General features: G+C 57.8%; 8 protein-coding genes and 1 pseudogene. 8 read left to right on the top strand and 1 reads right to left on the bottom strand.

Annotated elements, in window-relative coordinates:
* Positions 1-104: 104 nt before the first annotated feature.
* The 5 genes from G4C92_RS09565 to G4C92_RS09585 all read left to right on the top strand — a co-directional run bounded on the left by G4C92_RS09565 (position 105) and on the right by G4C92_RS09585 (position 8,494).
* Positions 105-3,617 carry a hypothetical protein gene (locus G4C92_RS09565; protein WP_274939639.1) on the top strand — a complete coding sequence of 1,171 codons (3,513 nt, stop codon included), beginning with the start codon at positions 105-107 and terminating at the stop codon, positions 3,615-3,617.
* Between the two features lie 110 nt (positions 3,618-3,727).
* The gene (rsmA, locus tag G4C92_RS09570) at positions 3,728-4,627 is read left to right on the top strand and encodes a 16S rRNA (adenine(1518)-N(6)/adenine(1519)-N(6))-dimethyltransferase RsmA (protein WP_274939640.1); all 900 of its coding nucleotides are present in this window, start codon (positions 3,728-3,730) and stop codon (positions 4,625-4,627) included.
* Positions 4,628-4,800: 173 nt separating this feature from the next.
* Positions 4,801-5,941 (top strand): peptide chain release factor 2 gene (prfB, locus tag G4C92_RS09575; RefSeq protein ID WP_274939641.1). Its coding sequence is split into 2 segments (ribosomal slippage): positions 4,801-4,875 and positions 4,877-5,941, totalling 1,140 coding nucleotides; the frame shifts between segments, so codons are not numbered across the junction.
* 22 nt (positions 5,942-5,963) lie between these two features.
* Positions 5,964-7,187 (top strand): homoserine dehydrogenase, encoded by a 1,224-nt coding sequence (locus tag G4C92_RS09580; RefSeq protein WP_274939642.1) that lies wholly within the window; start codon positions 5,964-5,966, stop codon positions 7,185-7,187.
* Positions 7,188-7,264: 77 nt separating this feature from the next.
* A complete protein-coding gene (locus G4C92_RS09585) occupies positions 7,265-8,494 on the top strand; it encodes an aspartate kinase (RefSeq protein ID WP_274939643.1) in 1,230 nt (409 codons plus the stop codon).
* Between the two features lie 144 nt (positions 8,495-8,638).
* Here the strand turns inward: G4C92_RS09585 and G4C92_RS09590 are convergent, their stop codons facing one another.
* Positions 8,639-8,809: a DUF362 domain-containing protein gene (locus G4C92_RS09590; protein WP_274939644.1), complete on the bottom strand. Its 171-nt coding sequence runs from the start codon at positions 8,807-8,809 to the stop codon at positions 8,639-8,641.
* Positions 8,810-9,113: 304 nt separating this feature from the next.
* Here G4C92_RS09590 and G4C92_RS09595 point away from each other — a divergent pair, with 304 nt between their 5' ends.
* The 3 genes and pseudogenes from G4C92_RS09595 to G4C92_RS09605 form a co-directional block, all read left to right on the top strand.
* Positions 9,114-10,529 (top strand): sensor domain-containing diguanylate cyclase, encoded by a 1,416-nt coding sequence (locus G4C92_RS09595; protein WP_274939645.1) that lies wholly within the window; start codon positions 9,114-9,116, stop codon positions 10,527-10,529.
* Positions 10,530-10,558: 29 nt separating this feature from the next.
* Positions 10,559-13,975: an EAL domain-containing protein gene (locus G4C92_RS09600; protein WP_274939646.1), complete on the top strand. Its 3,417-nt coding sequence runs from the start codon at positions 10,559-10,561 to the stop codon at positions 13,973-13,975.
* Positions 13,976-14,129: 154 nt separating this feature from the next.
* Positions 14,130-14,330 (top strand): annotated as a pseudogene (locus G4C92_RS09605) (DUF1858 domain-containing protein); the annotation flags it as partial.
* Positions 14,331-14,602: the final 272 nt, after the last annotated feature.

Genomic DNA, 14,602 nt, shown 5'->3' on the forward strand with positions numbered 1-14,602 from the left:
CAGCGCGAATAGGGCGTGACACAGCAGGGGCATGGTTGTATAATTTCCATGATTATGGAAAATTCTACCGTTTCCGATGGTAAGGTGGAAAAGGGGTAAACGAAGTGGATAAAGCAGAATATATCAGCAAGCTGGAGCAGATCAATTCGCTGGCGGAGGCCGGCGATTTCCGCGGCGCATCCGACGTGGCTGATGAGATTGACTGGAGGCATGTGAAGAGCGTCCGGACACTGTCGATGATCGGCGAGATCTACGAGGCGAATCACAGGTACGAGGAGAGCCTCCGCGTCATGAAGTACGCTTACCGGCGCTCCGCCTCCAGCAAGACGGTGCTCTACCGGATCTGCGAGCTGGATATCCGGACGGGAGACTTCGACGAGGCGAAAAAGTTCCTCAATGAGTTCGAGCAGAACTCGCCCAACGACACGTCCCGCTATATTCTGAAATACAAGCTGCTTCGCGCGGAAAAGGCCCCGCTCGACGACCAGATTCAGGTCCTTCGGGAATACAAGAACCACGAATACACCGAGCGCTGGGCTTATGAGCTCGCGAAGCTTTATCTGAGGAACGGCCAGAAGGAGAAATGCATCGAGGAATGCGATGACATGATTCTCTGGTTTTCCGAGGGAAAGTACGTCACAAAGGCGATGGAGCTGAAAATGCAGCTCGATTCCCTGACCCCGTCCCAGCAGATCAAGTACGACGCGGCGGTCCGGCGTCAGGCTGAGGAGAAGGCCGCGCTCGTGACGGAGGAGCAGCAGCCCGCGGAGGAACCGGTCGTGCTGAACGGCATGGAGACCGTGGAGAAGGCGGTGGATGCCGCCGAGGATGAGGAAGAGGAGAAGCCGAAGGTCTCGGCGGAGGAAGCCATCACGAAGATGGATGAGGCGGCCGGTTCCGCCATCGGAGACCGGAACGTGATGGAGCTGAAGGCGGCTCACAGCGGTGAGGAGACGAAGAAGAAGGAAAAGAGCGGAAGCGAGAAGCTGCAGCACCGTCTGCTAGGCAGCATCCGGGCCGTATTTTCCGGCATCAGACCGGTGGACGACGCGGAGGACGAGGACGCGGACATGAAGATCGCGGCGGAGCCGGGAACGACGCACGCCCCGCTTCCGATCGATACGGCCGCGCAGCCGGAGCCGGCGGAGCCGTCTGAGGCTGACGCGAAGGAGGCGGAGCCTGCCGTGGACGCGGAGGCGCTGGCTGCCGCGGTGAAGTCTGACGGAGGAGAGGTCAGAAAGCTGGAGCAGGAGGCCGAAGAGAACGCGTCTTCGGTCGCGAAGAGACTGACGCGCGTGTTCGGAAAAAAGGAGACGCCGAAGTCACGGGAAGAGGCGCAGGACGACGCGATCGACCGCGCGCTGGACGAAGAAAAGCCGGATACCCTCGATCTCGAGAAGCTGTTCGCGGAGACGGCGGGCGAATTCGCCAGTGAGGTCGCTTCCGGACATTACGAGCTGACGGATACCGTGGTGCATACTCCGGACGACGGACCGGAAACGGCTGCCGGCACGCCGGAAGCCGAAGAGGACAAAACGGAGGAGACGGCGCCTGCGGAGCCGGCGTCCACGGCGAAGAGCTTTACGGAGCAGGTACGCGAGGCCGCGAGGGCGGCTGGTATCAAGGACCCGGATGAGGAGTCGCGCGAACGGCAGGCGGCGGCTGAGGCCGAGAAGGAAGCGGAAGCCGTAAAGCAGGTCGCCGAGGCAGCCGCTGAACCGGCGGTGACGGACGCGGCGGAAGCGGCCGCGGCGTCCGCCGCACGGCACGCGTCCGAGGAGGACGAGGAGGATCTGCTCGAACGGCTCGATCAGGAAGAGATGCCGGAGGAACCGGTCGTGGCAGCCGGTCCGGCGGCTGTGATCGGTGACACCCGGACGGAAAGCGCTGCGGCGGAAGCGGCTGAGCACAGCGAAGGCACGGAAGAGAGTCCGGAAACGGAAGCGGCTGAGCATGAGGACGACCGGGGAGAAAGACCGGAAACGGCTGAGCACGGTGAAGACTCGGAAGAGCGTCCGAAAGCGGAACCGGCTGAGCGCGATGATGACCGGAAAGAAGCAGACTCCGGGTCAGATGCGCCCGGGACAGGCGCGGAGCCGGAATCCGGAGAAACGGCCGCGGAAGCGGAGACAGCGCCGGGTGAGACGGAGAAGGACGGGCAGTCGGAGAAGGACGAAACCGGCACAGTACTCAGCCGTGAGACGGATGAGTCGCTGGGGCTGACAAGAGAATTCCATTTCCAGGAGGAGATCGAAAAGATTCTCGCCGAGAGGCGCGAGCGCCGCAGGCAGGAAGCCGGCGAAGCGGAGGAGAAGCCGATCCGGAGCCCGGAGGAGGCCGCAGGCGAGACCGTCGCGAACGCGCTGGCCGGCATCGGCCGGACGGCAGACGGGAAGGCGGAAAGCGTCCGTACGTCCGGAGACGGAGACGATACGGAGAAGGACGGGGAGACTGCGGAAGCGGCCGGGTCCGGTGAGAAAGAGAACGGCGAAGCCGGACCGGAACCGGCGCAGCCGGAGGAAAACGGGACGATCGGGGAAGACGGAGCGGAAACACCGGTGAGAGAGCCGCAGGAAAGCGGCCGGACCGCTGCGGCAAGTCTCTCTGAGGAACTGGATTCGATTTTCGACGGAGAAGATTCCGTACCCTCTACGGCGGCGGTGTTCGCGGAGCAGGACGAGGAAGGCGGAGCCGAGGCGGACGAGGAGCTTCTGAAGGAATACGGGGAGACGGCGTCTGCGGAGGATGCCGTGCCGCCTGAGGAGACGAGCCGGGAGCAGCTGATGAACCTCGCGCCGGTAAAGGATCCGGCGGCGGCCCGTTACGAGATTTCCGACGATCCGGACGAGCTTGAGAAGGTGCCGGTCGAGGGACGGAAATTCACCGCGGCGGAGGCGAAGGCGTTTTCCTATTTCGCGAAGATTCCGGGTATCGACTACCAGGCGACATCCGCGCTCGCGGATGTGCACAATCACAGCGGAGACAAGACCTCCCGCAGCGGCAACATCGCGATCATGGGACGGCCGGGCTCCGGGAAGACGCGTCTCGCGGACGCGCTGATCCTCTCGATCTGCCTTGATCTTCATATCGAGGCGGCCAAGGTCGGAAAGATCGTGTCGGATGCATTTAACAAAAAGGATCCGGCGGCGGTTGTGAAGAAGCTTGCGGGCGGATTCCTTCTGATCGAGGCGGCCGGCGCGCTGAGCGACGAGGCGGTCGAGCGGCTTGGCAAGGCGATGGAGTTCCGGACCGACGATCTGGTGGTGATCCTCGAGGACGAGAAGCAGGATCTCCGGCGGCTGTTCAGCAATCATCCTGATTTCGCCGCGAAATTCACCAGCCGCATCACGGTTCCCGTCTTCACCAACGACGAACTGGTCGGCTTCGGCAAGGTGTACGCGAAGGAGAACGGATACAAGCTGGACGAGATGGCGACGCTTGCGCTGTACACGATGATCGGCGATAACCAGAAGGACGCCGAGCCGGTCACGGTGGGCCGGGTGCGCGACATGCTGGATCGGGCGATCGACCGGTCCGGAAGAAAATTCCGCTTCGGAAAGGGAGCGGATAAGGAGGACGGCCTGATCGTTCTCCATGAGAAGGATTTCAATTTCTGACGGAGCGATGCTCCGGACGGATGGCCCGCTTCTGAAATCTCAGATTTCACGAGCGGGCCATCCTCATACAATCGTATCTCCGGCGGACCGGAGAAGGAAGGACAGACGGCATGAAGAAACAGCCTTATCTGGGCAGCCCCGTACACACCGCCGCCGTGCTGCGCAGCCATGGCATCACGGCACGGAAAAAGTACGGCCAGAACTTTCTGGTTGATGCGGATGTGCTGGAGGAGACGGTTCGGGCGGCCGGCCTTACGGAGTCGGACGGTGTTCTCGAGATCGGGCCCGGGATCGGCACACTGACCCAGTATCTCGCGTTTTCGGCCGGGAAAGTGGTGGCGGTGGAGATCGACCGGACGCTGCTCCCTGTTCTTGAGGATACGCTGATGGGCTGGAACAACGTCGAGGTCGTGAACGGCGATATTTTAAAGATGGATCTGGAGGCGCTTGTCCGTGACCGGTATGAAGGGCGCCCGGTCAAGGTGGTGGCGAACCTTCCCTACTACATCACGACTCCGATCATCATGAAGCTGTTCGAGAGCGGTGCGCCCATCGAGAGCGTCACGTGCATGGTCCAGAAAGAGGTGGCCGACCGGATGCAGGCGCAGCCGGGGTCGAAGGAATACGGCGCGCTCTCGCTGTCGGTTCAGTATTTCGCACGCCCGGAGGTGGTCCGGATCGTGCATCCCTCATCCTTTATGCCGCAGCCGGGCGTGGACAGCGCGGTCGTGCATCTGAAGCGCTATCCGAAGCCGCCGGCCAGCGTGACGAATGAGACGCTTCTCTTCGAAGTGATCCGCGCCTCCTTTAACCAGAGGAGAAAGAAGCTGACCAACGGCATCGCGGGCTTCGGGCCTTTCCTTAAGAAAACGGACGGAAAAGGATACGTTTTCACGAAGGAGGACGCAGCCAGAGCGCTCATGGCGGCAGGACTCTCTCCGGACGTCCGGGGCGAGAAGCTGTCGCTTGAGGAGTTCGCGAGACTGACCGATTCGCTGCTGTCGCGCTGATGCCGCCCGGATCCGATTCAGCCTTGCGCAGCGATTCAGTTTCCTGTATAGTTAAGAGCTGAGCAGCCTCGGCACGTCCGTCCCGGCCTGAGTTACGCGGAGGAGACGGAACGGCCGCAAATTGTTTTGTTTGAGAGGCGGAAAGCCGCCTCGGAAGAAAGAGGGTGAGACTATTGGTAGAGTTAGATCCGATCAGACTCGAGCTGAATACCTACGACAAGCCATTAGTTGAAATGAGGGATTCACTTTGACCTCGCTGTCAAAGAGAAACGCATTCAGGAATTAAACAGAGAGATGGAAGATCCGCACATCTGGGACAATCCGGAAGAGGCGCAGAGAAAGATGAAGCAGCTCGCCTCCCTGAAGGAAGATGTGAACGGATACAACAATCTGGTCGAGAACCGAAATGACATCCGGGATATGATCGCGATGGCCGACGAGGAGCCGGACCCGTCGCTGGTGCCGGAGGTTCAGGAGATGTTCGACGACTTCAAACAGAAATTCGACGCGCTGCGCATGAAGACGCTGCTGTCCGGCGAATATGACGGATGCAACGCCATCGTCACGCTTCATGCCGGAACCGGCGGCACCGAGGCCATGGACTGGACCGGCATGCTGTACCGGATGTACACGCGCTGGGCGGAAGCGCACGGCTTCCAGGTGGAAGTTCTCGACCAGCTCGAGGGCGATGAGGCCGGGCTGAAGTCCGTCACCTTCCAGGTGAACGGAGAAAACGCCTACGGCCTGCTCAAATCCGAGCACGGCGTGCACCGGCTGGTGCGCATCTCGCCGTTCAACGCCAACGGAAAGCGGCAGACGTCCTTCGCAGCCTGCGAGGTGATGCCGGATATCGAGGAGGATCTCGACATCGAGATCGATCCGAAGGATATCCGGATCGATACCTACCGTTCCTCCGGAGCGGGCGGCCAGCATATCAACAAGACGTCCTCCGCGATCCGGATCACGCATTTCCCGACCGGAATCGTCGTGACGTGCCAGAACGAGCGGTCCCAGTTCCAGAACAAGGACAAGGCGTTCCAGGAGCTGAAGATCAAGCTGTTCATGCTGAAGAAACAGCAGAACGCCGAAAAGCTCGACGACATCCGCGGCAAGGTGACGGAGATCGCGTGGGGAAACCAGATCCGTTCGTATTTCCTGCAGCCGTATCAGCTGATCAAGGATCTGCGGACAGGTGAGGAGCAGACCAACGCGCAGAAGGTGCTGGACGGGGACATCGATCCGTTCATCAACGCGTACCTGAGATGGACGGCCCTCGGCAATACCGATCAGACTGACAAACCGGAGAACAGATGATCCGGGAAAGGAGACGTTCGACATGGCAAAGACAGCAGTGATGGGCTGCGGTACCGTCGGGTCCGGCGTTGTCCGCGTTCTGATGATGAACGCGGATGCGATCGCGCGGCGTGTCGGCGAGCCGGTGGAGGTGAAGCGGGCGCTGGACTTAAGAGAGTTCCCGGGCACGCCGATCGGGAAGATCCTGACGCATGATTTCAACGACATTCTGAACGATCCGGAGATCACGGTCGTCGTCGAGACGATGGGCGGTCTAAGACCTTCCTATGAGTTCACGAAGCAGCTGCTGATGGCGGGGAAGAGCGTCTGCACGTCCAACAAGGAGCTGGTCGCCGAGCATGGCGTCGAGCTTCGCCGGATTGCGCGCGAGCACGACGCCAACTACCTCTTCGAGGCGAGCTGCGGCGGCGGCATCCCGATCATCCGGACGCTGAACGAGTCACTGACCGGTGAGGAGATCGAGGAGGTCACCGGCATCCTCAACGGCACCACGAACTATATCCTGACCAACATGACGAATGACGGCAAGGATTTCGACACCGCGCTCCGGGAGGCGCAGCAGAAGGGCTATGCTGAGCTGCATCCGGAGGCGGACATCGAGGGATATGACGCCTGCCGGAAAATCGCGATCCTGTCCTCTCTGGCCTACGGGTGCCATATCTCCTACAAGGATATCCTGACCGAGGGCATCACGAAGGTGGACGAGGCCGATATCGACTACGCCAAGACGATGAACTGCCGGATTAAACTGCTGGCGACATCCCGCCGCGAGAAGCACGGCATCTGGGCACTGGTCGCGCCGATGGTCATCGGACAGGAAAACCCGCTGACGACCTGCGACGGCGTGATGAACGCCGTGATGGTGAAGGGAAATGCAGTCGGCACCACGATGTATTACGGCTCCGGCGCGGGCTCCCTGCCGACCGCCAGCGCGGTGGTGGGCGATGTGATCGACTGCGTGCGCCATACGGGCCGGGTGATTGCCGCCGACTACAGCGCAGAACCCTGCACGCTGATGCCGGTTGACGAGGTGGAGCGTCCGTTCTTCGTCCGCTACAGAGGGACGGAGGCAGAGGCGGTCAACACCTTCGGCGCGATCAAGCATACCCGTCATCTTGAGAAATACAGAGGCGAGTTCAGCTTCGTCACGAGAAAACTGGCCGAGAAGGAGTTCCGGGATCTCGCGGCGTCCGATCAGCGCGTGATCAAGTGGTTCCGGCGCGGCAAGAAGGAAGAGCAGGAGTGAAAACGGCGGGATCAAGCCGTGAAGAAAAGGCGCGTCCGGGCGGACGCGCCGGCTCTTTTTTTTGAGGACGGACATCTATGATCAGAGTGAAGAAATATGACGGCTCCGCCGTCGGAACGCCGGAGCAGATGATGGCGGCTGCGGCGCAGTGCGCGGAGGATTACCGCACGGGCGACGATGTGGTGGTGATCCTCTCATCCTCTTCCGATGCGGCGGAAGCACTGGAAAGGGAGGCCGCGGCGCTGAATCCGAAGCCGCCGAAACGCGAGCGGGATATGCTGCTCGCGACAGACCAGCAGAGAACCGCCTCCCTGATGGCCATCGCGCTGGACGCCATCGGGATACGGGCGGTTTCGCTCAATGCGTTTCAAACGGAGACCGTGACGATCGGCGGCTACGGTAGCTCACGGATCCGGAGCATCGACACGACGAGAATCCTTCACGAGCTGGAGGACCGCCGGGTTGTCATCGTGACCGGAGGCCAGGGAATCAACCGCTACGGAGACGTGGCGACACTGGGACCGGGCGGCGCGGACGCCACCGCTGTGGCACTCTCCTACGCGCTGAAAGCGGATACCTGTGAGATCTACACGGAAAAAGGCGGCGTCTATACTGCCGATCCGGCGGTCTGCCCGGGGGCCAGACTGGTGAAGGAGCTCACCTACGACGAGCTGATGGAACTCAATCTGTCCGGCCATCCGGCGGTGACGAGCCGCTCCGTGGAACTCGCGAAGCGCTACGGGATCACGCTGGTGCTCCGCTCGCTCGGGACGGGCGAAGCCGGCACAACGGTCAGGGAGGAAAGAGACGTGGAACAGATGATTATCAGCAGCGTGACACTGGACGAATCGGCGGACCGGATCTCCGTGATCGGCCTTCGGGATGAACCGGGCGTGGCCTTCCGGCTGTTCAGCCTTCTCGCGAAAGCCGGCATCAATATCGACCTGATCCTTCAGTCCTTCGGCCATGACGGCCTGGAGGACATCTGCTTCACCGTGGCGGATCCGGACGCGGACCGGACAATGCAGCTGCTGGAAGATAACCAGAAGCGGCTGAAGTTCCAGCGCCTTGATCTGAACCGCAGCAAGGCGAAGCTGACGGCGGTCGGGGCCGGCCTCATCGGCAACGCCGGCTGCGCCGCGAAGCTCTTCGAGGCGCTTTACAACGAGGGGATCAATATCGATATGATCACTACATCGGAGATCCGGATGACCGTCCTCATTGACCGTGCAGACGGCGAACGGGCCGTCCGCGCCGTTCACGACGCCTTCGGGCTCGGGACAGCGCCCGGCTGGACGGAGGCGTAAGCCGCCGGCATCCCGGAACGCCGCAGCGCTGCAGCTGAATCGCGTCTTCCGGGAAGATCACGGGGCTGCCCCGGGTTTCGGGTATCGAAAAACGCTGCCGCATGTCTGGCAATTCAGACACGCGGCAGCGTTTTTGTCCCGCTTTTACTGCTGGGAGATGGCGCCTGTCGGACATCCTTCCGCGCAGGTTCCGCAATCAACGCACTCATCCGGGTTGATTTCGTAATGAGATTCACCCTCGGAGATCGCGCCGACCGGGCAGTTCTCCGCGCAGGTTCCGCAGCTGACGCACTCATCAGAGATCACATATGCCATGACTTTGTCCTCCTTTTCATTGTGAAAACCCTATGCGTATTTTATGCCATGCCGCACTCTTTTACAAGTAAAACTTGGAGACGGCCGGTGCGTTCCGGACCGTTCCGGATCTACTTAATTTTTCTGACTTTATTTTTCTCGAAATGTATTCGTGGTATACTGATATTGTTATTCCTTTGCAGATTGCGGTGTCGGCAGAGCACCCGCGAACGGAATGCATTTTGAAAGACGGAACCGGATCGGATCTTCCGGAGTCCGTATCGGAAAGAAAGGTGAATGGAAGGATACTCTGTATCTGAAAAAAATGGCATCAGGTGAAATTCAGCATAATTGTATCAGGCTCAGACTGTCAGAAGATATCCCGGCGCCCTATGCGGTGTTCCGGGTTTTGTTTGATTCCTCGCGCAGCCGGGTGGTGAATACGCGGTATATATATGTCAATGACGCGTACTGCAATATAGCGGGGCTTCAGAGAGAAGAACTGATTGATCACGAGTTTCTGGAACTGTACTCTCTGAGCAATGTCTGGTTTCCTTATTGTCAGCAGGCGCTCGAGGAGCGAAAGGCGGTGCATGCCTGCTTCTATTCGGAGGAAGCGAAACACTGGCTTGATTTCACGGTAGGTCCTGCGTCCGCACCGGACACCGTCTCCTTCATCTTCACCAATGTGGATGAGTCCGTTATGAAAAGCCGGCGTGAAAAGAATACCGACGAGATCATTCTCCTTATCTCCAAGCTTCTGAATAATGGTGAAGACTTCAGGATAAGCATGAACCATGCGCTGGAACAGCTCAGCGCCTTTATTCATCCGGACCGGCTGTATGTTCTGGAAACAGATGGAAAGACCGCCAGCAATACCTTTGAGTGGTGTGCGGAAGGCGTGACGCCGGAGATTCGGACATTGCAGAATCTGAACTATGATGACTATCTCGGCGGATGGGAAAAGTACCTGAAAAAGAGCGCGAGTGTCCTGATTGCGGATATCGAGGAGCTCAGGGAGGACGATCCGGTGGACTATGAGAACCTGAAACGGCAGGGGATCCATCGGCTGGCGGCTGCGCCGTTTTATGACAGCGGAAAGCTGATCGGGTATCTTGGCGCGGATAACTATGAGCGGAATGACCTCGTCAATACGCAGGCCGTTCTGAATTCGATTTCATACTTCATCGGCGCGAAGATCGTCAACCACCGGCTGATGGAAGACCTCAACCGGCTCAGCAGAACGGATACGCTGACCGGTGTGTTCAACCGCAATGCCATGATGGAGAGCATGAAACAGCTCGCAAAGCGGCATGTTCCGGTCGGCCTTGTCTATGCGGATGTGAATAATCTGAAGTATATCAACGATACGGGAGGACACGAGAAAGGCGATCAGGCGCTGCAGAGCGCTGCGGAGATGCTGGCATCCCGGTTCGGGAAGGAGAATGTATACCGGGCCGGCGGGGATGAGTTCGTGGTGATGGTTCCGGATATAGCACAGCAGGAATTTGATACGGATTACGAAGTGCTTTCTGCAAAACGAAGGGACCGGAATCCCGAACAGTTTTCTTCCGGTGCATACTGGTGCGCTGACAGCAGCGGAATCGAAGAGGCACTGCGGATTGCCGATCAGCAGATGTATGAACAGAAGCGGCTTTTTTATGAGAGAAAAGGATTCGACCGAAAAGAAAGCTGTAGTTTCCGGGACAGAAACGGAAGGCTATCTCGCCGGCTTTGCTGAGCGGATCACGAGAAGGAGCCGCAGTTTGTATGAAGATATATGAGTTTTCAGCTGACACGCGGGCATTCATAGAAAATATACCCATCCCGATCGCGGTGTACCAGTATATCGAAGATCAGATCAGGCCGCTTCTGGTTTCCAAGGCCTATCTTGAGCTTTTCGGATACGGCAGCTGTGAGGAAGCGATTTACGGTCTTGGCAGAGATCTGTACAGGAATGTTCATCCCGACGATATCGCCAGGATGGAGCAGCATTCCTATCGTTTCGCCGCGGGGGATGGAGCGTACGATATTGTTTTCCGGAACAAGAGGGAAGACCAGACGGAGTACCGCCTGATTCACGGAACAGGCAGGCACATCACGGTGGACGGCGCAAATCTCGCCTTCATCACATACACGGATGAGACGGCGGACGCGGGCCATGACCAGATGGTCAAGGCGGTGCTGACGACGCTGTCCGGCAGGTATTCCTCATCGGAAAGCGCTGAATTTACAAAGCATTATGACGACCTGACGGGACTGCAGAATATGACGCATTTTTTCGATTACGCTGCGGCGGACATTGAGAAGATCCGGGAGAAGGGTCAGGTGCCTGTCGTCATGTACTTCGACCTGCGCGGACTGAAGGAGTATAACAACCGATACGGACTCAAGGTCGGAGACAGACAGATCAAGGCTCTTGCGGAGCTGATCGGGACCTGTTTCGGGAGAGACAGGGCTTCCCGTTTTGAAAGCGACCACTTTGTCGTATACGCGGAAAACGATCAGATCGAATCAAGGCTGAACGCGCTTTTTTCGCAGATGAAAAAACTGGGCGATGGGAACAATCTGGCCGTAAAGACCGGCATTTTCAAATTTGAAAACAACGGCACCAGACTGGCAGACGCATGCGACAAGGCCAGACTGGCCTGCGAATCCGTTTTACAGACCACAGCATCGGAGTACGCCTGGTTTAACGACGCCATCCGGGAAGATAACGCTCTGAAATTTCATATCATGCGGAATTTCGACAAAGCGCTGGAGAGCGGATGGATCCATGTTTACTATCAGCCCATTATCCGTACGATGACAAAAACAGTGTGCAGCTTTGAGGCACTGGTGAGATGGCTGGACCCCGGGTACGGCATGATTCCCCCGGGACGTTTTATCCCCATCCTGGAGGAAACCGGTCAGATCTACAGACTGGATCTCTACATGTTCGAACAGGTTTGCCGCAAATACGCACAGATTAAGAAAAACGGGAGCAATCCGGTCCCGGTATCGGTGAACCTCTCGAGGAAGGACTTTCTGCATGACGATCTTCCGGATTCGATTGACGGAATCTCACGGAAATATGGCGTGCCGAGAGAGTTCACCAATCTGGAGATTACGGAGAGCTTTTTTGTCAAAAATATCGACAAGGTGGACCATTTTATCCGCCGGTTCCATCAGATGGGCTACAAGGTGTGGATGGATGATTTCGGAGCGGGCTATTCGTCGCTGGGTGTTTTGAAAAAGTATTCCTTCGATGAGCTGAAGCTCGATATGTCGTTCCTGCGGGACTTTGATGAAAAGTCAAGACAGGTCATCACGGCTGTGGTGCGGATGGCGAAGCAGCTGAACGTTTCGACGCTGGCCGAAGGCGTGGAAACGGAGGAGCAGTTTCTCTTTTTGAGAAAAATCGGATGTGAAAAAATACAGGGGTATTATGTCGCGCGGCCCATGCCGATAGAAAAACTGGCCCCTTATCTGGAAGAACGGGGATTTGATCTGGAGCCGGCGATGTGGCGATCCTATCTGACGAAGCTCAGCCGCATCGACTACCTCACGGACAAGCCCCTCTGTGTTTTGGATGACGACGGCGTGAATCTGAAGATTCTCTTTGTCAATGAGGCTTACAGAGAGAGTTTAGCAAAGGACAATGTGCGGGATCTGAAAGGCTGGGAACATAAAATGAACACGCCCGGCGACCCGATCCATATTTTCCACAGGCAGTATGCCGATCAGCAGCTCAGGAAACAGAAAGGCCCTCAGACGACGTCCTATCCTTCCGGCGATCACTACATGCAGCTCACGGGATCCGTGGAGGCGGTACAGGAGAACCATTATCTTTATACGGTCCATATCCAGTATGTGAAAGTCAATGTTCAGAACTTTCAGCAGGCGACGATGGCGGCCATGAGCGACCTGTATTATATGTGCCATGACATCGCCGTCTTCGACCTGAAAAACGACACGGTGGAAGGCGTAAAATCTTCTCTGTCTGATCAGCCGATGGGAGTGGGAGCAGAGAAAAAGGGCATCTCCTCGGTTGTCGGGGCCTGGACGGAGAAGTACTGCTATCCGCCGGATCGGGAGAGGTTTCTGGAATTCATTGATGCTGCTGCCATGAAATCCCGTCTGGAGCGGAACCATGATCTTATGGGGATTTTCCGGAGCCTGACGGCCTCGGGAGAATACCGATGGTTCCTCCATATCATCATTCCGATGCAGCGGTCTGATTTCAACAAGGCGCTGCATGTTACGGTCCGGACGGAACTCGATGAAGCAAGAATCACCAAGATCGTATCTTCGCTGGGCGACGTCCGATACAGAAAGGAAAGCCGGGGGATCGCAGGGGAAGTCCTCTGGAAAAACATGGTTCTGAATGCAGAACGCATGTATTTCTGGAAGGATGCAAAGAGAAGGTTTGCCGGCGCAAGCGAGAGTTTCCTCCGGTATTTCGGGCTTCATTCGGAAAAGGAGATCATCGGAAAAACGGATGAGGATATCGGGTGGCACATCGATCCGGAACCTTTCAAAAAGGACGAGGAGCAGGTATTAAGCGTCGGAAAGAAGATCTGCCGGCAAAGAGGGGATTGCATTGTGAACGGCACAAACCGGGAAATCATCGCAAGCAAGATCCCGGTCTACCGAGATGGCCGGATCATAGGGATTCTGGGGACCGTGATCGACGCGGAGGAGGCGCGGCGGTTCATTGGAGAAGAGAGAAGACTTTCATGCGTTGACTCGGTTACCGGACTTTCCAATGCCCGCGGTATTTCGGACAGCGTTTATCACTATCTTGTCGAATACTGGCGTACGGGCGAAGATTTTACGATGATCGAGGTATTTGTTCCCGAGTACAGTGAGATCGTAAAGCTTTACGGGGACAGCTCGGGAGACTGTCTGCTGCGGGAAATCGGCGGGATCCTGAGAGACTGCGGCGGGACGAACTGCGTGATCGGAAGGGCGGAGGAAAGCTATTTCTACCTGCTGATGAAGTTCCGCGGCAGAGAGGAAGTGAGAAACATTGCGAAAAAGATCCGGTCGGCCATAGAGCCCGTGAGAAAGGCCGGGCAGTGGAGCGGAAACTGCAGCGTCGTGATCAGGGCTTCCTTCACAGATCCTTCCAGCATAGACAAAAACTTTTTTTCTCGCGGACTGCCGGGGATCATCCTCAACAGCAGGAACAGCGAAGACCTCTGAAGAAAAGGGCGGCACGATATGGCGGGATTTCTTCCGCGGATGGGAGACGCGGCGGAATCTTCTCCTTGCCAGTGCGCCGCGTTTGGGCTTATAATGGCGCTGCCCGCATGATGCGGGGAAGCAGCAGTGAAGTGTTTTTTGCGGAGGTTTGCATATGGCACAGATTTCAAAGGATATGACGATCGGGGAGATCCTGATGGTCGATTGGGATACAGCACCGGTACTGATGAGCATGGGCATGCACTGCCTCGGCTGCCCGGCGTCTCAGGGCGAGACGCTGGAGGAAGCGGCGATGGTTCACGGACTGGACGCTGACGTGGTGGAGAAGGCCGTGAACGAATTCCTCGCGGACAAGGCAAAGACGGATGCGAAGATTCAGGAGACGCTGGCCGCGGAGGACGCGGCGGAGGAAGCGAAGAGCGCTGAAGCCTGAGCGTTTCCGAAGCGGGAGCGCAGTACAGAAAAACAGAGCCGGATTCCCAGTCGGGGATCCGGCTCTGTTTTGCCGATCGGATCTGAAAAAGCGCCCGGAGATTCCGCTCTCTATGCGAGTCCGGCTGAGGACTGCCATATCCGATTCACTCTTAATGAAAAGGTTAATCCCCGGCTATGCTGGGGAGGATGAAT

Origin of the sequence: Chordicoccus furentiruminis, from assembly GCF_019355395.1 — a bacterium.
GTDB lineage: Bacteria > Bacillota > Clostridia > Lachnospirales > Lachnospiraceae > Chordicoccus > Chordicoccus furentiruminis.